The 19,786-nt window shown below is 40.0% G+C and carries 18 protein-coding genes; 11 read left to right on the top strand and 7 right to left on the bottom strand.

Annotated features, from left to right (window positions below; genetic code table 11):
• Positions 1 to 68: 68 nt before the first annotated feature.
• The 3 genes from EHO65_RS18105 to EHO65_RS18095 all read left to right on the top strand — a co-directional run bounded on the left by EHO65_RS18105 (position 69) and on the right by EHO65_RS18095 (position 2,263).
• Positions 69 to 371: an ArsR/SmtB family transcription factor gene (locus EHO65_RS18105; protein WP_135775961.1), complete on the top strand. Its 303-nt coding sequence runs from the start codon at positions 69 to 71 to the stop codon at positions 369 to 371.
• Between the two features lie 132 nt (positions 372 to 503).
• Positions 504 to 1,253 carry an SDR family NAD(P)-dependent oxidoreductase gene (locus EHO65_RS18100; protein ID WP_135775940.1) on the top strand — a complete coding sequence of 250 codons (750 nt, stop codon included), beginning with the start codon at positions 504 to 506 and terminating at the stop codon, positions 1,251 to 1,253.
• A 227-nt stretch (positions 1,254 to 1,480) separates the two neighbouring features.
• Positions 1,481 to 2,263: an enoyl-CoA hydratase/isomerase family protein gene (locus EHO65_RS18095; protein ID WP_135775939.1), complete on the top strand. Its 783-nt coding sequence runs from the start codon at positions 1,481 to 1,483 to the stop codon at positions 2,261 to 2,263.
• 13 nt (positions 2,264 to 2,276) lie between these two features.
• Here the strand turns inward: EHO65_RS18095 and EHO65_RS18090 are convergent, their stop codons facing one another.
• Positions 2,277 to 4,106 (bottom strand): FG-GAP-like repeat-containing protein, encoded by a 1,830-nt coding sequence (locus EHO65_RS18090; protein WP_135775938.1) that lies wholly within the window; start codon positions 4,104 to 4,106, stop codon positions 2,277 to 2,279.
• A 552-nt stretch (positions 4,107 to 4,658) separates the two neighbouring features.
• Here EHO65_RS18090 and EHO65_RS18085 point away from each other — a divergent pair.
• From EHO65_RS18085 to EHO65_RS18065, 5 genes are all read left to right on the top strand, one after another.
• The gene (locus tag EHO65_RS18085; protein ID WP_135775937.1) at positions 4,659 to 6,326 is read left to right on the top strand and encodes a hypothetical protein; all 1,668 of its coding nucleotides are present in this window, start codon (positions 4,659 to 4,661) and stop codon (positions 6,324 to 6,326) included.
• A gap of 27 nt (positions 6,327 to 6,353) precedes the next feature.
• Positions 6,354 to 8,771: a hypothetical protein gene (locus EHO65_RS18080; protein ID WP_135775936.1), complete on the top strand. Its 2,418-nt coding sequence runs from the start codon at positions 6,354 to 6,356 to the stop codon at positions 8,769 to 8,771.
• An 87-nt stretch (positions 8,772 to 8,858) separates the two neighbouring features.
• Complete coding sequence (locus EHO65_RS18075) at positions 8,859 to 9,377, top strand: DUF1993 domain-containing protein (protein WP_135775935.1); 519 nt, start codon at positions 8,859 to 8,861, stop codon at positions 9,375 to 9,377.
• 347 nt (positions 9,378 to 9,724) lie between these two features.
• A complete protein-coding gene (locus EHO65_RS18070) occupies positions 9,725 to 9,988 on the top strand; it encodes an ArsR/SmtB family transcription factor (RefSeq protein WP_244243574.1) in 264 nt (87 codons plus the stop codon).
• The gene (locus tag EHO65_RS18065; RefSeq protein WP_135775933.1) at positions 9,975 to 10,463 is read left to right on the top strand and encodes an SRPBCC family protein; all 489 of its coding nucleotides are present in this window, start codon (positions 9,975 to 9,977) and stop codon (positions 10,461 to 10,463) included. The genes EHO65_RS18070 and EHO65_RS18065 overlap by 14 nt, the downstream gene beginning before the upstream one ends.
• A 68-nt stretch (positions 10,464 to 10,531) precedes the next feature.
• Here EHO65_RS18065 and EHO65_RS18060 read toward each other — a convergent pair whose 3' ends face one another.
• The 5 genes from EHO65_RS18060 to EHO65_RS18040 are packed head-to-tail and all read right to left on the bottom strand — an operon-like array spanning position 10,532 to position 15,729.
• Complete coding sequence (locus EHO65_RS18060) at positions 10,532 to 10,999, bottom strand: hypothetical protein (RefSeq protein ID WP_135775932.1); 468 nt, start codon at positions 10,997 to 10,999, stop codon at positions 10,532 to 10,534.
• A gap of 56 nt (positions 11,000 to 11,055) precedes the next feature.
• Positions 11,056 to 12,834 (bottom strand): nitric oxide reductase activation protein NorD, encoded by a 1,779-nt coding sequence (locus tag EHO65_RS18055; protein WP_135775931.1) that lies wholly within the window; start codon positions 12,832 to 12,834, stop codon positions 11,056 to 11,058.
• A 1-nt stretch (position 12,835) separates the two neighbouring features.
• The gene (locus EHO65_RS18050) at positions 12,836 to 13,621 is read right to left on the bottom strand and encodes a CbbQ/NirQ/NorQ/GpvN family protein (RefSeq protein ID WP_167482059.1); all 786 of its coding nucleotides are present in this window, start codon (positions 13,619 to 13,621) and stop codon (positions 12,836 to 12,838) included.
• Between the two features lie 19 nt (positions 13,622 to 13,640).
• Positions 13,641 to 15,011, bottom strand: a complete 1,371-nt coding sequence (locus tag EHO65_RS18045; protein WP_135775929.1) for a cbb3-type cytochrome c oxidase subunit I — start codon at positions 15,009 to 15,011, stop codon at positions 13,641 to 13,643.
• Between the two features lie 31 nt (positions 15,012 to 15,042).
• Entirely contained in the window at positions 15,043 to 15,729 is a 687-nt protein-coding gene (locus tag EHO65_RS18040) for a c-type cytochrome (RefSeq protein WP_135775928.1), read from the bottom strand.
• Between the two features lie 177 nt (positions 15,730 to 15,906).
• Between EHO65_RS18040 and EHO65_RS18035 the strand changes: the two genes are divergently transcribed.
• The 3 genes from EHO65_RS18035 (at position 15,907) to EHO65_RS18025 (ending at position 18,380) form a co-directional block, all read left to right on the top strand.
• A complete protein-coding gene (locus EHO65_RS18035; protein WP_135775927.1) occupies positions 15,907 to 16,593 on the top strand; it encodes a Crp/Fnr family transcriptional regulator in 687 nt (228 codons plus the stop codon).
• Between the two features lie 68 nt (positions 16,594 to 16,661).
• The gene (locus EHO65_RS18030) at positions 16,662 to 17,132 is read left to right on the top strand and encodes a MarR family winged helix-turn-helix transcriptional regulator (protein ID WP_135775926.1); all 471 of its coding nucleotides are present in this window, start codon (positions 16,662 to 16,664) and stop codon (positions 17,130 to 17,132) included.
• Between the two features lie 66 nt (positions 17,133 to 17,198).
• On the top strand, positions 17,199 to 18,380 hold the full coding sequence (locus tag EHO65_RS18025; RefSeq protein ID WP_135775925.1) for a thiolase family protein: 1,182 nt from the start codon (positions 17,199 to 17,201) through the stop codon (positions 18,378 to 18,380).
• 65 nt (positions 18,381 to 18,445) lie between these two features.
• Here the strand turns inward: EHO65_RS18025 and EHO65_RS18020 are convergent, their stop codons facing one another.
• The gene (locus EHO65_RS18020) at positions 18,446 to 19,351 is read right to left on the bottom strand and encodes an NHL repeat-containing protein (RefSeq protein ID WP_244243573.1); all 906 of its coding nucleotides are present in this window, start codon (positions 19,349 to 19,351) and stop codon (positions 18,446 to 18,448) included.
• Between the last annotated feature and the right edge of the window lie 435 nt (positions 19,352 to 19,786).

Below are 19,786 nucleotides of genomic sequence, written 5' to 3'. Positions count from 1 at the left end.
GAATGATTAGGAGTTCCTACCCTGATTTTTTAGAGAATGTTTAGACAATGCAGTCTAAACATTCAAACATGGAGAGAGTGCCGAACCCCAAACCCGTAAAACTAACGGAAAAGGAATTTACTAAAATTTCTAGGGCCCTTGCTGAGCCTAGGAGATTTCAACTTTTACAATGTATCGGCTCTACGAAAGAACCTACTGCTTGCAGCTCCTTGAATAAATCACAAGATATAAGCCCTGCTACCCTTTCCCATCATATTAAAGAATTAGAAAATGCAGGCCTGATAGAAACCTCTAAAGATGGCAAATTTGTAAATATCATTCTTAGAAGGGATGTATTTAAGGCCTATCTGGATAAACTTTCCCAGATCTAGATCGAACAGACCGACGCTCATTCTAGTTTCGTTAATTTGATAATTATCGAATTATCTAAATATTTTCTCAACAAACACTTCGATACTTGTCTAACTATAAAATTATTTAGATCCGTCATCAGGAGTAGTCTTATGAGTCAGTTAAAAGGTAAAGTTGCAGTGGTAACCGGAGCTTCTAAAGGAATTGGTGCAAGTATCGCTAAAACATTAGGTTCGGCAGGGGCTTCGGTAGTAGTAAACTATTCTTCCAGTAAAGAAGGTGCAGATAAGGTTGTAGCAGAGATCGAAAAAAATGGAGGAAAAGCAATCGCAGTCCAAGGTGATATGTCTAAATCTTCTGACGTTAAACGTTTATTCTCAGAAACGAAAAAGGCTTTCGGTTCCGTGAATATTTTAGTGAATAACGCAGGCATATTTGAGTTCGCACCTTTGGAAGCTGTGACAGAAGATGAGTTTCATAGGCAGATGAATACGAATGTTCTTGGTCCTATTCTAGCCACTCAGGAATCACTCAACTATTTTGCTCCAGAAGGTGGATCAGTAATCAATATCAGTTCGATTGTGAGCGATATCCCTGTTCCAAATTCGGTTGTATATGCCTCTACCAAAGGTGCATTGGATACTGTGTCCCAAGTATTAGCACTCGAACTTAGTTCCAAAAAGATCAGAGTCAATACGATTGCACCCGGTGGTGTGGAAACAGAAGGAGCACATAGACTTGGAATGATAGGAAGTGATATGGAAAAAATGATCGTTTCTAAAACTCCTCTGGGAAGATTAGGACAACCGGAAGACATCGCTAAGGTTGCGCTGTTTTTAGCCTCTGAAGATTCCTATTGGCTTACCGGAGAAAAGATCAGTGCATCCGGTGGTTATAGATAAAATCCTAAATTAAAAGCGCGCCAGGGATTGAAGCGGGGGCCTTGGACTTTTCTTTATATATTCATTTTTTTTGATATAGTATAATAGTAAAAGTCCATGGACCGAAGCGGAAAGCCCGGTCCCGCCAATGGCGGGAGGCGCCCCACCCTTCCCTTACATGATTAGTTTGTGATTTAAACAATAAAATTCGAGTGGATCACTTATGTTGGAGTTCCTAATCATGCACTATGAACTATTTACGGGAAGCAATCCAATTAAAGAACGGCAGAGCCGAATGTATCAAAATACAAACTAACGATCAAAATTCCCTAACCAGGGAGAATATGATAGAGCTGGAAAATCTTCTGGCTGAGATCGATAAGGACGATAGTATTCGTGCCGTCCTTTTAAGTTCCGACAATCCTAAATTTTTCTCCAATGGGATCGATGCTGAGAATATCCTAAATACACCAAGAGAAAAGCTCACTGCTGAGATGGGCCAAATTGTGATCCTATTCGGTAAACTTTTGAGTTTTGGAAAACCCCTTCTTGCAGAAGTGACCGGTTACGCTATGGGCGGTGGCGCAGTTATGACTCTTGCCTGTGATTTCAAATTTATGTTGGAAGGTAAGGCAAGGATTGCATTTACAGAAGTACTTGTTGGACTTCCTCTTCCAATTAGCTTTATCGATAAACTGAAGATCACTGTTAAATCAGAATACTTAAACGAGGTTTGTCTTTTAGGAACAGCTTATAAGGCAGGAGAAGCAAAGGAAATTTCTTTGATCAATGAAACCGCGGAGAATAAGGAAGATCTACGGAAACTTGTTTTGAAAAAATTGGACGAAGTAATGGCAATTGCTCCAAGTGCTTACAGAAGGACCAAGGCTGCGATCAACAAAGAGATCAATGATAAATTTGAATCCCAATTGGAATTTACTAAAAGTAGTTTCGAAGATCCTAAAGTAGTAGCAAATTTATTAGAAGCGATGAGCGCTTTAAAAGAAAAGAGAAGACCGAAACTCACCTAAATATTCGATTTTCTTAAATTTGGATCCTATAAGTTTCTAAACTTCCGAAGGCCCAAACTCCTAAAAATTTAGGATACAAGTCCTTCGGAACATTTGCATCTACTAGATTACTTCCAAATTCACTTCCGGTTCCTCCTGAAATAATCGTATTTGCAGAACTTGCAGCTGTCGCTGAATACCCAGATCCGAAGCTGTGAAAAATATAAACTCTTCCGGACAATGCAATTCCATCCGGATAAACATATGCTCCTGCCACTAAGTCTCCCAACCCGTCCCCATTTATATCAGAGATCATGACAGCATTTCCGAAAGCCTGGTTAGCAGATTGCCCCGAAATTAGATTTATGGAACCTGCGGAAACCTGAGAACCATCACTTAAATTTATATACACTCTCCCTTGAGAAGTGGAATAACTAGGAGCGCCTGTAGCAAAATCATCATATCCATCTCCGTTTACATCTCCTAGCGCAACAGCGAGTCCCACAGCACTAACAGAGAATGCGTTGATTATAGTATTTGCACTTGCAGCAGCAGAAACAGTGATCCCACTTGTAGTCCCAGTACTATTGAATACATAACTTCTTCCATAATATGAATTGTATTGAGGAGCTCCTACAGCCAGATCCGCATACCCATCTCCGTTTACATCTCCGGTAGAAATACGGATCCCAAAATTACCTGCAGTCTCTCCGGTTATAGTTGTATTAGCTAATGTATAAGAATTTACAGTAACTCCCGCAGAACCGCTGCTATGGAAGATCCAAACTCCTCCCGTATTACCACCACCGCCGAATGCATTTCCGCCCACAATCAGATCTGAAAATCCGTCCCCGTTAATATCGCCTAAACCTATCCCACAGGCAAAATTACTTCCTCCAGGACCTGAAATAGAAGTTCCTGAAGTCGAAGAAATACCTCCGGGGCCTGTGCTATAATAAATAAATGCAAGGGGAATATGATACGCGCCATTGGCTAGATCATCGTATCCATCTCCATTAACATCTCCTAATGCAATCGCATATCCGAATTCGTTTGATCCTGTATAAGTTAAGATCCTATCTGCGCTGGAAGCTGTATTCGTAGTAATACCTGAAGTGCTTCCGTGGAATACATAAGTGATCCCTTGTAATCCTGAATAATCGGAAGCTCCAATCGCAAGATCTCCGAAACCATCCCCGTTCACATCCCCCATCGCGGAAGCATATCCCATTCTTCCTTGTCCTGTGATAGAATGGCCGGCGGCACTCGAAGTTGTTGCCGAAATTCCGGAAGCTCCCCCGTTAAAAATATAAGCCACTCCCATTCCCGAAGCATCTCCAGGAGCCATGACGACTACATCCGCGTAACCGTCTCCGTTTAGATCTCTATTATATCCTTTTCTAATATTCAGACTTAATACTGTGGAAATATTTGTGCTGGAGTCCACACTCCTGATATTAATAGAATGAAAAGACCCATGCCTCCATGTAGAGGAACCTGTAGGCAATGCAAAACTCCAACTGGTTGTTCCGGTTGCAGCAGTATAAGTTCCCCCATCGATACTAATCTGCACTACTGAAACCAAGGTATCATCGGAAGAAGTTCCAAAAAGAAATCCTGTCTCCACAGTTGGTCTTCCGGAAGCGGGAAGATTTGTGATCGTCACTGTAGGAGCTGTAACATCGCCGGTAGGAGGAGTTGTGCTCGCATCTACGCAAGTATCTCCTGCAACTAAGCATGCCATTTGTGCCTCAAGCATCGCTTCGAATGCAAGATCCATAGATTTGAATGAGCAGGATTCCAAAAAGAAAAGAAGAAGGACTGCTATCCCGTAAGGAATTCCTTTTTTCAGAAATTTTCGCATGCAAATATATTTACATTCGATAGTAGACGCTGTTACAACCCAATTATAAAAATTTGAGAAACAAATTAGAATTTTAGAAATAAATGCCCTCCCTCATTCGAGGGATATTTTCATAATTTCTAATTTTCATTTTGATCCTTCTTCTTTAGGAGATCTTAAAAGATCTTTTTTAATCTGTTCTATTTTATTTTCAGAAGCAGATCTTCGTTCTTTTGAATTAGAACCTTATTTATTCGCAAGACCACCTCCCACTCTTTCCTAAAATCCAATTCTTCGTTCAACATAAAGAATATTCAATCTCACTCGGCTACCAGATCCCGAATCATAGAGGAAGCAATTTCAATCCTCATGCATTTTTGATAGAATTGAACGGATATTTTTAGAAACAAAATCGGAACGATTTCTTGAGAACACTTCCATTCCGGAATCAGTAGTGTTCATTCCAAGTTAGCCTCGAAATCTGCTTTTCCCCTCAAATTAAACGAAACGACTTGTCTGTTTTTTTAGAAACCGGCCCTAAAACAAACGAGAGTTATACGAGGGAATTAAGACATGCAAAAATTTCTGAAAGACGAGGAAGTCCAAGATATTCTTCTAAAAGCTGCCCTATTCGTAACCGTTTTACTCATAATCGTACTTGTTTTTACAGGCTGTAATAACGCAAAAGCAGTCAGTATAGACGCAAGCTCCTCTGCAATAGGTGCTATTGCATTCGACGGAAACATCGGAGTTTTCGGAAGCAAAACCTCCGGGCCATCTCTTATCAAAGTTAACGTTATCGGATACTTGAATAAGTCAGGAAAAGAGATGAATCTAACTCTGACAAATACGGATACTTCTGAAACCCAAACACTTCAGATTTCGGATAACGGAACCTTCTCCTTTCCGGATGCTCTGGAAGCGGGTACAAATTTTACCGTTGATCTTGGAACTTATACAGGAGGACAAAATTGTACTCTCACTGGAGATTCAGGAAAGGCAGGTTTAGTCGCTGCTTCCAAAATCGATTGTGAAAGGAACTTGGCAGTTTTTGGGACCTGGTTTTCAGGAAGTGTTCCGGTCATGAATCTTTATCAGGTGAATCAAAAAACTTCCAGTGTAGTAGGAACTCCTATGTTTTTCGGGACCAGTGCAGGATTACCTATGCTGGATCTAGTCTGGTCCGGAAGCAAATACCTCGCAGTTTGGACTCCAACTGGAAGTACAATCAAAGCTAGATTTCTGGATATTGAACAAACTGCTATAGGTTCTGATATTACAGTGTCAGGGACAATTTCCACTGCCCCAGGAGCTAAGATCAGTACATTAGCTTCTGCTTATAATGCAGACTTAGATGAATTCGTCGTCGTTTTTGTAGAATTTGGCGGGAGTACTTCTTTCTCAAATTTAGTAAGATATATCCGTATCCAGTCAGATGGTACCTTAATTGGTCCCCCAACAACTATCAAATCTGTTCTTGGAACAATAGGATCTACTTTCGGATATTTGGATGTAATTTGGAACGGGAGTAAATATGCAACCGCATTTGAATTTCATGATAATGATACGGATGATGCACCTAATAATTACCTAGCCGTATATAGTTTTACGAACAGTGCCGCCACCCAGGTAAATCAATTGTTCTTAGCTTCCGGATCAGGCTCCACTGGAGCAATCTTTCCAGTAACTTCTGCGGGTGCTGCCTATCCAAAATTTGTGAGAACCTCTTCCGATCTATGGCTTTTTTATAATAGATCCAATATGGGCCTCACAGACAATACAATCGATTCCAGTTTAATGGAATGGAGAAATTTATCTGGAGTTCCCGCACAGATAAGAAGGGACACGGTACCGAATGGTTGTAATCCGAATGGTACTGGATTCCAAACCTATGTTCCTTCTCCAGGAAATATAGGTTCAAGAGTTTTATTAGGTTACGATCTAAGATGTACCCAAAGTGGTTCTTTATTTTTTGATGTATACCACGGGCCTTTAAATTCCGTTAGCGGTGCCTTAGGAACTATTATAAATTATTCAGGAAGCACACTTGGAACAAACATCACTATGGGAAGTTCAACTACTTGCAGAACTTCCAAATGTTATACCAGTGCAGGTGCATTAGGAGACGGAGTTTATATTTTCGATCCTAATTTTGACGGAAGCACTAATACCTTCTACCCGATCAAAATCTCTTCTCCTGGGAATTCTGTGGATTTTCCAACCCAGACTTCCATCCAGTAAACTTCAACCGGATCCTTGTTAAGAAAAATGAAATATTATTCTTACAGGGTCCTATTTTTTCTTCTTTTCTTTTTATCAAATATTTATTGCTATAAACCGCCGCAAGCATCCACACTTTTAGATCTTTTCAGTTTAAAAACGGATCTGGATGCATTCAATACTCCGATCAAGGTTTTTGTACAAGTATCAGGCTTAAGTTCAGGAACTCTTACTGTTTCTAACCTTTTGGGAGAAAATCTGGATTTCACTTCTAATGGGACCCAAACGTTCCCTTCCCCGGGAAAAATTGGAAACCAATATTCCGTTTCTATCATAGGAATATCAGGAGCTTCTTCCCAGCAACAATGTAAGATCAGCAATCCTGATGGACCAATCATATATCCTAAAACCATAATATTCATCAGTTGTGGGAAAATATTCTATGATCTATCCGTAAAAGTGATCGGTTTAGACTCCTCAATCGCAGGGGCCTCTCCTTTAGTTCTACAGAATCAATCTGACAAAATTACTTTTACTGCAGATGGAACAAAAACGTTCGCGAATAAGATTGGAGATTCTGCAAATTATTCTGTTAGTTTTATTTCTATCCCGACGGGTCATACTTGCAATTTCATTCCCAACGGTTCAGAGACAGGAGCCATGTCTGGAGCTCCATTAACCTTACTATTGGATTGTATATCCATTTTGGAAATTTTTCCTAAATCAAAGGTGCTCACTCCGAATGGAAAAGTTTCCATTAAACTTTCCTTTCATGGAGTGGATCCAGGAAGTTGTAGTTTCGATCCGATCACTATTGCTGGAAAAAATAATGTGGCTTCTCTGGGAAACCCTCCGAGTATCACTTATCCCTCCGCACCGGATGATCATACAATTGTGATCACTCCAAATTCTCCCGACAAATGGGGACCTCCCGGAAATTCTTTCTTTGAATTGGTTGGATGTACTGCCAAAAGTTTGCCGATCCAGAACGGAAACCCTATCCATTATGATTTTATAACATCCTCGAATATTCGTTTAGTGGATGAAAGTAATGGAATAGATGATCCTGGATGTGGAACCGGTTTTGGACCGAGCGCTTTTTGTAAAAGTATAGAAAAAGGAGTCCAAGAATGCGACTCAAGCGGATCCATCTGTTCGGTTTTTGTATCAGAAGGAAGTTATACTCCTATATCCCAAATTTTCTTAGGCGGGACTACTTCCCTATTCGGCGGTTTTGCTTCCGGTTTCCCAGATTTGGATTCCGATCCGAGTATTCATCCTACGAGAATTGTAGATGATACACTTTCCAGTTGTGGGACTTCTTTCACAAATTTCTGTAATACAATTTTGATCTCCACTACTTCTTTAAGTTCACCCACTACAAACCTTTCAGTGAGTGGATTTCAAATACAGATGAATCTAACAGGTGATTATTCTACCGGGATCCAAGTTTTAAATTCAAGGACCAATTTAGGACAGATCATTATTTCTAAAAATATGGTTTTTGGAAATGAAACAAATTCCACCGGATTTGGGATACGTGCAGGTTTACTTATCAATCAATCTGATCACGTGATAGTGATGGAAAATTGGTTGAGAGGAGGCTCAGGAAGATCTCATTCCATAGGAGCAATGTTAGAAGGAGCCGGTTCAATTGCTCAGCCTATCATACTTTCCAGAAATATTTTAGATGGACTGGTTAGTATAGAACCTGCTGGATTCAGTGCGGGGGTTTGGATAGAAACAGGGAATTTTGAAGGAACGATCATTTCTGAAAATAAGATCAATGCGTATCAATATTTGAATCCAAGTTTGGTTTCAGAAAATTCCTATGGGATCATTTTTACGGATGCAGTAGATTCTAGTAATATTATAAATAATGATATTTATATAGGAAATTCTCAAAATTCCTCTCTAGGAAAATCTACGGGAATATTTACTCAGGCAGGATTCGGGATTCATAAAATTCTAAATAACCAAATTTTCTCCAGAAATATATCCGCAAATAGTGCCGGGATTATTTTCGGAAGTCCTCCTGAGTCACCTTCTGTAATACGAGGAAATAATTATTTCGTAAGTGTGCCTGTAGTCATCGGCCCTGATCAATATATCTTTTGTGGAAGCACATTAAACCAAGAAGATTGTGCTCATCCGATTTCCGGACAATTCGTAGGGGATTATTCCAATAGTTACGGTGCAGATCCCAAGTTTGTAGATACTACCGAGATAGAAAAGATCTGGAATTTTAATCTTCCTTTCGGGATCCCATCATCTGCAAACTCTCCTTGCTCTTCCCTTTATGGTGGAGTGGATCTAAACACGATCACACTTCCAATCACTGCGATCCCATTTTTACAAACTGATTTTTATGGAACTCCAAGAACAAATTCATCTAGTCCATTTACTCCGCCGGGTGCCGGTTCCATCTCGATCGGTGCAATAGAATCAGATACAAATTGTTTCTAAACTCTTATACCAAAGGCCAATAAAATTTGAAACAATCCACATGGATTTAAGACTTGATAGATCCTATTCAGACCTTTCTATGGAAGTATGTCAGACATTTCGATTTACGAAATCACAGTAATACAAGTAATCAAAAACCTAGAACATCTAAAACGATTTATAGATAAGGGCAAAAGTTTCGCCGAATCCAAAAAGGTCGATATGGATGTTTTATTAAATTCGAGACTCGCTCCGGACCAATATAATTTTATCCGACAGATCCAGCTGGCTTGTGATACGGCAAAATTAGGAGCTGCCCGCTTAACTGGAAAACAATTCCAAACACATGATGATCAGGAAAAAACTCTTTCTGAAATAATAGGAAGAATTGATTCAGTCGTTGGGATTCTGAAAGGTCTAAAACCGGAAGATTACAAAGAAGCTTCCGATATTAAAATTTCTCTGCCTCGTTGGGAAGGTAAATCGCTGACCGGAAAGGAATACGCCCTCCATCATATGATCCCGAACTTCTTCTTTCATATCGTAACTGCTTACGATATCCTCAGACATAACGGAGTCGAACTGGGTAAGAAGGATTATCTGGGAGACTTTCCTTTTAAATCATAAATTTAAACTTTTGAGAGCCGGGGCGCCTGCCGCTTCGCGGCACCGGACTCTCTGCTCCAATCATCGGTTCGCCATAAACGGCGCACCGCCGGATTTCCGCTACGATTCCTGGCGCAAGCTGCATAAACCTCACGCAAAGCCGCTAAGGCGCGAAGATTCTCAATGTAGTAACTTCGACATGCCCCAAACTTTTTTCCCAAAATTCTCACTTTTTTAAAACTTAGGTATTTACCTAAGTTTATTCTCATGATATAGTTAGGTAAGTGCCTAAGTATAGTAACAGTCTGGATAATATGTTTCATGCTCTGGGGGACCCAACAAGAAGGTCCATTTTGGAGCGCTTGAGCATGGGGCCGGCAACTGTAGGAGAATTGGCGGAGCCTTTCAAAATGGCCCTTCCATCTCTCATGCAGCATCTAGGTGTGTTGGAAGAGTCTTCTCTGGTTCGTTCCGAAAAAGTAGGTCGTGTAAGAACTTATAAACTTACCCAAGACACGATGAAAGCGGGAGAAGACTGGTTCGTTAGACAACGCACCCACTGGGACAGAAGGCTCGATCAACTGGACAGTTACTTACTTGAAATGAAGGAGAAAGAAAATGGCAAAAACTAACTATTACCAACCGGACCCGAAAACAGATCTAGTTCTTGAGAGGATCGTAGATGTTCCTACAGAACTAGTTTGGAAAGCATGGACCACTCCGGAACATATCCTGAAATGGTTTACCCCTGCCCCTTGGAAAACCATCGATTGCGAGATTGATCTTAAACCAGGCGGGATCTTCCGCACAACGATGTTGTCTCCAGAAGGACAAGAGTTCCCGAATAGCGGATGTTTTTTGGATATTGTAGAAAATGAAAAACTTGTATTCACAGATATTTTCGAACCTGGTTTTAAACCTACTCCAAGTGGTGGATTTTTCACCGCGATACTTACATTAGAAAAACATGGTAATGGAACCAAGTATCATGTTCTTGCTCGTCATAAAGATGAAGAGAGCAGAAAAAAACATGAAGAGATGGGTTTCCACGAAGGTTGGAACGCAGCTCTAGACCAACTAGTAGATCTAATGAAAGCAGTTCGTTAAGATTTCAGCGAACGATCATCTAAAATCGGAAAATGTATCTTCCGGTTTTAGTTGGTCTTTCTCCTATTCTAAAAAGCGATTTTATACGTAGCGTGGCATCTAACACAATTCTGAGTAAGTTTATCTAGCTCACGCAATATCATTTTAGGTTCTTTCTTGTTTCTTAGATCGTCTGCGATCTTATCGAATTGGTCGTGAGTGCCGAACCCTAGTTGTTTGAATTCAATCGGTAATTTTAGAAGGATCGTTTTTTCCTCATCTTCCAGTTTTTTTACCATCTCCATTCCACTTGCAGAAGCGGCCAATTCCGCCCTTTTATAATCATCTTCCGCTAATGCGGAAACAATCCCGTTGACGGATGCAAGTAATCCTCTCATCTCTGTTAGAACTAAATTTCTCTCCTGAGGATTCAAATGGATTGCAACCCTTCCGTCTATCGATTCGGATACGTTTCCGGAAATGAAAAAATACAAAAAAACAGAAGCAGAGATTGCCCATAATACTAAAGAGATCAATCCTAAAGGAATTTTTTTCACAATTTACTCCATTCTAAAAATAGTAATTTTTTATAGTATGTTACGCGCTTATAGATTTAACGGACCAGTTTGATAAAAAAATCAGTCAATGCTTCCGGTAATTCTTTCGGATTCGGCAAGATCCGATAGGATTCTTTCCCGAGCATTGCAGGAAGATATTGTTTTGCACTTTTGTCTATCGCAAGTGCAAAAACTCCGACATTCGATCTTTCACATTCTTGGATCGCTTTTTTAACATCTTCTATTCCGTATTTCCCTTCATAACGATCATAATCATTCGGCTTACCGTCCGTCAAAAGTAGGATCCAACGTTTCTGGCTTTTTTCTTTCTGGATCAGAGAAAGAGAATGTCGGATAGCAGGCCCTATTCTTGTATATCCTTTTGCTTCCATTAGTCCGATCTTATCTCTGGATCTTTCCCAAGGTTCATCAAAACTTTTTATATTAGAATAATCGCAATGATTTCTGGTATTGGAATAAAACGAATCTATCCTAAAACGATCCCCAAATTCAGAACAGATCTGTCCGAATAATACCAGGGAAGCTTTTTCCACATCCAATATCCTCTGGTTATCCACATAAGAATCGGTGGATAAACTCATATCAGCGAGTAGAAGTATAGAAACCTCTCTAAGTCTTTTTCTATCCGACAAATACACATTTTCTGCTGGAGTTTGTCCGCAATGAAGATCAGAAAAATAATGAAGAGCAGCGTCCAGATCCAGATCTTCCCCATAAGCTTGTCTTTTTAGAGAAGTTTTAAGATTAAAGAATCGATTCATTCTGGATCGAAGTGAATTTAATACGCTGTAATTTTCTTGGAAAATTTTTTGCGCGAACCCGTGATTATTATCCGGGAATTTTTTAGGAAATACTTTACAATGATCCTTTCTATATTTCCTTTTTTTAAAGTCCCATTCATCGTAAGAGATTGGATTTTCGTTAGAACGATCATTTTCCACTTCTCCTGCAAATAATCCCGAAAAAAAATCGGTTCTAAAAACGGAATGTGTAGGCTCGTTGGAACGAACTGTATGCCTAAGATCTAATTCTCGGATTGCTTCTTCTTGTTCTGATAAAGTATCGGATCCATCAAAGTCCCGCCAATTTCCTTGGAATTCTTCTGCGGTTTCCACCTTTTCGAATTGGTGCATTAGAGTATAATCTTCTTGCGATTTCAGATCCGCTTGGATTGTTTCGATTCTTTCTCTCGGGATGCCTTCTAATTCAGTCTCGATCTTATCGTTTTCTTTTTTTTGAGAAAGCAGATCCTGAGATAAGATCCGGTTCTCTAATTTTGATGGAAAAGAAGACATCCAAATCCCATAAAGTAAGGAGAGATTTTCAGGAACATTAGAATTCTTTATTATAGATCTCTGAAATTCTCTCTCTGTTTTCTCCACAGATCCAAGAAGAGATTTTGCATCCGGAAAATTTTTCCGTAAACTAGCGATTATTTGAGGATATGTTTCTTCTGCCGCCTTTAAGGACTCACTCCTAGTCTTGTTTTCCCCTTTCTTCCAATAAAAACCTAATTTTTTTTGTTCGGATATATAAAGTATCCTGAATATATAAAATTGAATATTAGAGAATGTGTCCGGTCCGTGAGAATAGCACTCCGGCAAAAAGTAGATTTGGTCTTGGAACCCCCCTTCTTTTTCGGCCGTTAATATTTCTATATTTTCTCCAGTCAAAGACTTTGCCAGAACGGAAAGCCTTGGCTTAAGTTCCGAAAGTTTTACAATTTTGTCTTTTAAGGAAGGATCTTTTTCGGAAGAAAAAATTTCTCTGACAGTATTATAAGTCTTTTTGAATATGAATTCTTCCCAACCCATATCAGATCATCAAAGAGACCAGATCTTTTAAAGAACGGATCGTATCCGGATCATCACTTAATGGTTGTACTATTGCAACTTCACAAGACAAACGAGAAGGTAAACCTGAGGAGATTAATTTTGCCGCGTCCACCAGCAGTCTCGTAGAACAAGATTCCAATAATCCTAACTCTGTAAGATTTCTGATTTTTTCGGCAAGTTTTACGAGTTTAGAAGAAACAGAAGAAGAAATTCCGGTTTCCTGACTCAATATTTCCGCTTCCGTTTCCTTATTCGGATAATCAAATTGTATGGATATAAATCTTTGTCTTGTAGAAGGTTTTAATTCCTTCCAACCTCTTTGGTAACCTGGATTATAAGAAGCAACAAGTATGAAAGAATCTGGGGCCTTTAAATTTTCATTCTTTCTATCTATAAAAATTTCTCTTCTGTGATCCGTCAAAGGATGAATAGAAACAATTGTATCCGGCCTTGCTTCTGCAATTTCATCTATATATAATATTCCGCCGGATCGAACACTTCTGGTCAAAGGCCCATCCTGCCAGACTGTTTCAGAACCTTGGATCAAAAATCTTCCAAGCAGATCGACCGCAGAAGTCTCTTCATGACAAGATACACTTGTCATTGGAAGACCTAATTTAGACGCCATAAATTCTACAAATCGAGTTTTACCACAACCGGTAGGACCTTTGAGCAAGATAGGAAGTTTATTCTTGTAAGCGTGTTCGAATATTTCTATCTCTTGCCCAATCGGTCTATAATAAGGAGTTTCTCCTTGCGTCAACATTCCATTTTTATGATCTGTTTTAGGATCTACGGGCAAGAGAAATATCTCCCGAAGCCTGCTCCGCTCCTAAGGCCTCATCTGTAGGAACTCCAAAACGTGCGAAGTTGATTATGAACGCAATAATCCCGGAAGTGAACACAATTGCAGCAAGTATCAAACCTAAGAAGTGGACTTGGATCTCCTTCTGAACGGTCAAAAAGTCTAATCCTAACTTTCTTTCCAAGTAAACTTGTGCGATACCGGCTACTGCAAATGCTCCGGTCATTCCTAACATTCCGATATTAGAAGCCCAGAAAGCAAAAAGCCCAGTCGGATTATTCCAAAGTTTTCTGCCGGTAAGTAAAGGCATCGCGTATGTTAAGATCGCAAACACGATCATTGCATAAGCTCCCCAGAAAGCAAGGTGTCCGTGCATAGCAGTGATCAATGTTCCGTGAGTGTATAAGTTTACCTGAGGAAGTGTATGAGCGAATCCTAAAAATCCTGCTCCCACGAAAGACATGACCGCGCTTCCGATTGTCCAGAATAGAGCGATCGTATTTGGGTGGTTTCTTCCACTTTTTCTATACATTGAAATTGCAAACATTGCCATTGCAAGGAATGCAAGAGGCTCTAACATAGAGAAAAACCCGCCTACCCATTTCCAATATTCAGGAACTCCGATATAATAATAATGGTGTCCTGTTCCCAAGATCCCGGAAAGGAAAGTTAAGCCCACAATCACATACAGCCATTTTTCTATAACTTCTCTGTCCACACCCGTAAGTTTGATCAGAAGGAAAGAAAGGATACCCCCCATGATCAATTCCCAAACTCCTTCTACCCAAAGATGAACTACCCACCAGCGGAAATAGGAATCCACTGTTTGGCTATTGAATTGGATCATTCCAGGAAGATACAAAAGAGCAGCGGAGAAAAGACCAAAATACAAAACAAGAGAAGTTGTGGTGTATCTTTTCGCCTTCCAAACAGTCATTCCTATATTAAAAAGGAATAATAGAACGTTAACTACTACCAGATAATCCAAAGGACGAGGAATCTCTAAAAACTTTCTTCCTTCCCAAAAATTCAGATGAAATCCGATGATAGAGACCACTCCCACTATAATGAGGGAGATGAGTTGGATATAAGCAAGTTTTACCGAATAGATCTCTCTGTCTGATTCATCGGGAATGATATAATGCGCGGCACCCATAAAACCTGTAAGTAACCAAACCACCAACAAATTCGTATGTGTTGCCCTTGCAGCATTGAATGGGACCCAGTCATGCAGAACATCGAATCCCATTCTGGCAAATCCCATCACGAATCCGTAAACTATTTGCAGGGACAATAAGAGCATACATGTAGCAAAAAACCAATATGCAATTTTCTGAGATTTATATTTCATAAAGAAACCGTTATATTCTAATCCTATTTGTTTATTTCAACTGGGAGAGATATGAGGATAGATCCTTGATCTCGCTATCACTTAAGGGAAGTTTAGGCATCGCAGTTCCAGGCTTGATCTTTTGCGGGTCTCTTAACCAATTTTGTAGATACGCGAGATCGTATTTTTTGCCTACAGAATCCAATGCAGGTCCAACATTGCCCCCAGCACCTCCAACGGAATGGCAAGCAGTACAAATCTGTTTAAACTTTTCGGGCGGAACAATAGCAGCCGATGCGGAATCTACCAACTGGGTAGAAGACTTTAATTCAGGTTTAGGAGGAAATCCCTTTAGATCCAACTCTCCATTCCATTTTAAGAATGCGATGATATCCGAGATCTGAGATTCCGAAAAATCGTATTTCACCATTTTTCTTTCTCCAGGATACATTGCTTGTGGATCCTTTAAGAAAACACGGATCCATTCCGGACCTCTTCTTTCGTAAACCTTGGTCAATTCAGGCGCGTAATACGCTCCTTCTCCCAAAATCGTATGACATCCCATACAATTATTCTTTTCCCAAAGCTCTTTGCCTCGGATCACTTCCTCACTTAAAGTTTTGGAAGATGGAGAAGAATAAACGTATTTCAAAGAATCATAGGTAAGAAGCAGGAAAACTGCGGAGAATAAAAAGGTCCCAACCAGGAAAAATAATTTCGCCTGAAATTTTGTAAGCATACCCTCTTCCTTATCTTTAAAAAAAACCGCGAGCTCGCGGGAAACAGTGATTTAGAAATCGGGAGTATTCTCAGTTATGTTGCAAAAAATTTCCTTGATATAGATCAAGTAGGTTTAGAAAATTTTGGAACTCTTTTGGCTTGAATTATTTTTTAAAACTAACATAAAACAATTGTTATGACTAAGACGTTCGGCGTTCAAACAAGCGAACATTGGGTTGAAATCCACAAAGAATTTCCGAACGAACTCTCGTCGATCGGCATTCGGAAAAAAATTATAAAAGGCGAAGTAGTTTTCGGGGAAAGAGACCCATACGATGGTTTTTTTGAAATACTATCCGGGATCTTTAAAGTGTATTCTTTATCCCAAGACGGAAAAGAAGCCATTCTAAAAGTATTTTACCCGGGAGAATTGATCGCTTCTCATCCAATCTTCCAGCCTAATGAACCTTGTTTTTATCCTGCATTCTGCGAAGCGTTAAAAGAAGGAGAATTGATGTATTATCCTAAAAGAGAATTCACCTCCTTCTTATTCGAAAATACAAAAGCTCTATACTTATTTTCAGCGGTAACGATACAACATCTCAATTATTTCAGGAAAAAATTAGTAGAAAATTTACATCTCTCCGTAAAAGACAGGATCTTGAATTTTCTAAAAGAATGCGGAGCTTCTCAGAAACCTATAACTCTTCCTATCAACAAAAACCAACTAGCATCATTGATAGGAACTACTCCGGAATCAGTAAGTAGAGCATTTAGATCTCTTTTGGATGAATGTATCCTGGAAGAAAAGGATTCTTCTTATAAAATACTCAAAGAAAACCACCCTAAACAGGTTCATGAATATCCTGCTTTAAGGCAATAGGCTTCGTTTCTTCCATATTTTTGAGCTTGACCAAGGAATAGTGCATACACACCATTTAGATAGAAGATATGAAAAATAAACCTTCGGCTTCGGAACTTAAAAAAATCGGATTGTCCTGTTTGAACGTAAGTTTAAGAAGAACCGCCAGATTAGTTACTTCTTATTACGACTCTATACTCAAACCATCCGGGCTTAGGATCACACAATTCAGCATATTAGTTGGAATAGGACATGAAGAAGAATGTAGTATCACAGATCTTTCCAGGCTCACAGACATAGATAGAACTACCCTACAAAGAAGTTTAGAGATCCTAAAAAGAGATAACCTGATCCGGATCGAAAAAAAAGAAGCAGGGAATATCCGAAACCTATCCCTCACCAAAAAGGGAGAATCCAAATTAGCCGAGGCAATTTTACTCTGGAAAGATGCACAAAGCGAACTTACTAAATCATTAGGAAAATCTAAGTTCCAAGAAACCTTAAGGGTACTCTCGGAAGTCAGAAAAATTCCTGTTCTGGAAACCCAAAACCAAGTCTAAAAATATATCGGAAGCGGTTAATCCTTCAGCAATAAATAGTGTATATACAACATATTAGGAGATGATATGGTAGTCATGGTAGATGGGGCAAGAACCCCTTTTGGAAAATTCGGCGGAGGATTAAAAGACTATAGTTCCTCCGATTTGGCGGTAATCACCGCAAAAGAAACCATTCGTAAGACTGGAGTAGATCCGGTTAAAATAGAAGAATCTATCTACGGAAATGTAATACAAGACAATAAAGATTCCGCTTATCTTGCTAGACATATAGCTCTCAGATCCGGACTTTCGGAACAATCCAGCGCACTTACTGTAAACAGACTTTGTGGTTCGGGACTCGAAAGTATCCTGATAGGAGCTCGTAAAATCCTATCCAAGGAAAACAATCTAATACTTGCAGGTGGAACTGAATCCATGAGTAACGCACCTTTTGTATTAAAGGGCGCTAGATGGGGAAATAAATACGGGGATACAATTGTGGAAGATAGACTCGCTCAAAGTCTCACAGATTGTTTTGTAGATCTGACAATGGGAATGACTGCGGAGAATATCTCCCAACATTTTAATATTCCTAGATCGGAACAAGATGAATGGGCTGGAATTTCTCAAGTAAGAGCGGAGAAGGCCACAAAGACCGGGACATTTTCTTCCGAAATGATACCTGTCCAAACAGGAGGAAAAAAATCTTTCTTATTAGACAAAGACGAACAAATTAGAGGAGAAGAATGTTTACCTCAATTAAAAAATCTACCCACTTCATTTTTGAAAGAAGGGACAGTCACAGCAGGAAACGCTTCTGGAATTAATGACGGAGCAGCTTCCGTTCTACTAGCCTCCGAAGATTGGGCAAAAGAGAGTGGAACAAACCCTTTAGTGTCCATATTAGGTTATGCGAATATAGGTTGTGATCCTAAAATGATGGGTTTAGGTCCTGTATTTGCAATCCCCAAAGCTCTTCAAAATGCGGGACTAAAGTTCGAAGATATAGATCTATTTGAGATCAACGAGGCTTATGCTTCTCAAACTTTGGCAGTGATCCGGGAACTCGGATTGGATCCGGAAAAAACAAATGTGAATGGAGGAGCAATCGCGATCGGTCACCCTCTTGGAGCAAGTGGAACCAGAGTCACTTTGGCTTTAGCATATGAATTGAAACGCAGGAATCTGAGATATGGTGTGGCTTCTCTTTGTATTGGAGGCGGACAAGGGATCGCAATCGTATTAGAAAATTATAATTTTAAGAAATGAGTATATTTTAGAACACGAAAAGGATAGCAGCGGAAATACTGCGAAGTGGGTTCGCCCCTAAAACTTTATGGGAAAAAGAGAGCTCGCCTATTGAAAGAATCCGTTACCCAAAGGCCGCAAGGAGCAGCTACCACAGATACAACACTTCCAATATTTTCTGCAGTAGCAGTGCCGTTAAAGCCCGAAGTAAAATCTGGTTTACCTAGTACACTATCAGCTCCTTTTCCAATGGTAAACGGAGGGGAAAAACGGACGGCTCTTCCGTTATTAGTATCCGCTACCCAAACCGCCCCATTTGCCTGGATGCTGATTCCATTCGGACCGGTTAAGGCAAACTGGTTTGTTGCTCCCGAAGAGCTAGTAAAATTAGGTTGTCCGAGAACCATATTTGCTTGCATTCCGTTTGAAAAAGGAGGGCTAAATCGAAGGACCCGATTATTTCCAAAATCTGAAACCCAAAGATTTCCCGCGCTGTCCACTGCAAGACCGGTAGGAGAGGTTATCCTAGTATCCGAAGCAGCCCCTCCTCCAGGGGTGGTAAAGTCATTCGAACCGATTACCAAGTCTGCATCCATACTTGAAGTAAACGGTGGCGAGAAACGTACAACCCGATTATTAAAGTAGTCTGCAACCCAGACTTTGTTATCTGGACCTACCGCAACCCCGTAGGGATTATTCAGAGTATTTATAGTCGTGGAAGATGCCCCTGTTCCAAGCATGATATCGGAAGTGTCCCCTGAACTCATTCCGGCAGCAAAATGCAGAACCTTGTTCCCGATTGAAGTAGTTCCAGCAACCACCCAAATCCCACCACTTGTATCCATGGCGATTTGTCTCGCTTCCATTGGGTTAACAGTAAGTATAATGTCTGCGTTTGCATTCGTATATAAAGGCGCAGGAAAATGCATGATCCTTGCATCGCTCGGACCGCCATAAGAATCCGTTACCCAAAGCCCCCCTTGAATGTCCATTACTGCTCCGGAAACCGATCGGAATTGGTTGGGGGCTGTCCCAAAAGAACTGTTGTCCGTAAAATCCGATTGGCCCAGTACTATGGTTGCCGCCTCTCCGTTTTTAAAAATACCGCAAGAATTTCCCGCTACTTTAACTTCGCAGGTGGAGCTTGTATCGTTTAAAAGGAATTTTAAGAGCTGAGTATTTAAAAAAGTATTACTTGAGGGATCGCACGGGTTTTCTGTTGAAATCGCCCCACAACTGATCATCAATGAAAAACATATAAAATATAATAAATTCTTAATATATTGTGACAAGGGGACAATTCCAGGCATTCGATAAGTAATTTAGACGAAACGTTCTTCGTTGCAAAGCAATTTATTTACTGATCGAAGGAAATCCAAATCCCTCGAACGAGTAGTCTTGTCCGATTCGGATCGAGCTTCTTATGA

Source organism: Leptospira andrefontaineae (genome assembly GCF_004770105.1).
Classification (GTDB): Bacteria; Spirochaetota; Leptospiria; order Leptospirales; family Leptospiraceae; genus Leptospira_B; species Leptospira_B andrefontaineae.
Note: the sequence above shows the minus strand (reverse complement) of the source record. Positions and strands in the feature narration are given on the sequence as shown.

What these genes read in the sequence shown, in the direction of transcription:
- EHO65_RS18105 (WP_135775961.1), top strand. Translation starts at nt 69, where the DNA reads ATGGAGAGAGTGCCGAACCCCAAACCCGTAAAACTAACGGAAAAGGAA.
- EHO65_RS18100 (WP_135775940.1), top strand. Translation starts at nt 504, where the DNA reads ATGAGTCAGTTAAAAGGTAAAGTTGCAGTGGTAACCGGAGCTTCTAAA.
- EHO65_RS18095 (WP_135775939.1), top strand. Translation starts at nt 1,481, where the DNA reads ATGAACTATTTACGGGAAGCAATCCAATTAAAGAACGGCAGAGCCGAA.
- EHO65_RS18090 (WP_135775938.1), bottom strand. Translation starts at nt 4,106, where the DNA reads ATGCGAAAATTTCTGAAAAAAGGAATTCCTTACGGGATAGCAGTCCTT.
- EHO65_RS18085 (WP_135775937.1), top strand. Translation starts at nt 4,659, where the DNA reads ATGCAAAAATTTCTGAAAGACGAGGAAGTCCAAGATATTCTTCTAAAA.
- EHO65_RS18080 (WP_135775936.1), top strand. Translation starts at nt 6,354, where the DNA reads ATGAAATATTATTCTTACAGGGTCCTATTTTTTCTTCTTTTCTTTTTA.
- EHO65_RS18075 (WP_135775935.1), top strand. Translation starts at nt 8,859, where the DNA reads ATGTCAGACATTTCGATTTACGAAATCACAGTAATACAAGTAATCAAA.
- EHO65_RS18070 (WP_244243574.1), top strand. Translation starts at nt 9,725, where the DNA reads ATGGGGCCGGCAACTGTAGGAGAATTGGCGGAGCCTTTCAAAATGGCC.
- EHO65_RS18065 (WP_135775933.1), top strand. Translation starts at nt 9,975, where the DNA reads ATGGCAAAAACTAACTATTACCAACCGGACCCGAAAACAGATCTAGTT.
- EHO65_RS18055 (WP_135775931.1), bottom strand. Translation starts at nt 12,834, where the DNA reads ATGGGTTGGGAAGAATTCATATTCAAAAAGACTTATAATACTGTCAGA.
- EHO65_RS18050 (WP_167482059.1), bottom strand. Translation starts at nt 13,621, where the DNA reads ATGTTGACGCAAGGAGAAACTCCTTATTATAGACCGATTGGGCAAGAG.
- EHO65_RS18045 (WP_135775929.1), bottom strand. Translation starts at nt 15,011, where the DNA reads ATGAAATATAAATCTCAGAAAATTGCATATTGGTTTTTTGCTACATGT.
- EHO65_RS18040 (WP_135775928.1), bottom strand. Translation starts at nt 15,729, where the DNA reads ATGCTTACAAAATTTCAGGCGAAATTATTTTTCCTGGTTGGGACCTTT.
- EHO65_RS18035 (WP_135775927.1), top strand. Translation starts at nt 15,907, where the DNA reads ATGACTAAGACGTTCGGCGTTCAAACAAGCGAACATTGGGTTGAAATC.
- EHO65_RS18030 (WP_135775926.1), top strand. Translation starts at nt 16,662, where the DNA reads ATGAAAAATAAACCTTCGGCTTCGGAACTTAAAAAAATCGGATTGTCC.
- EHO65_RS18025 (WP_135775925.1), top strand. Translation starts at nt 17,199, where the DNA reads ATGGTAGTCATGGTAGATGGGGCAAGAACCCCTTTTGGAAAATTCGGC.
- EHO65_RS18020 (WP_244243573.1), bottom strand. Translation starts at nt 19,351, where the DNA reads ATGGACATTCAAGGGGGGCTTTGGGTAACGGATTCTTATGGCGGTCCG.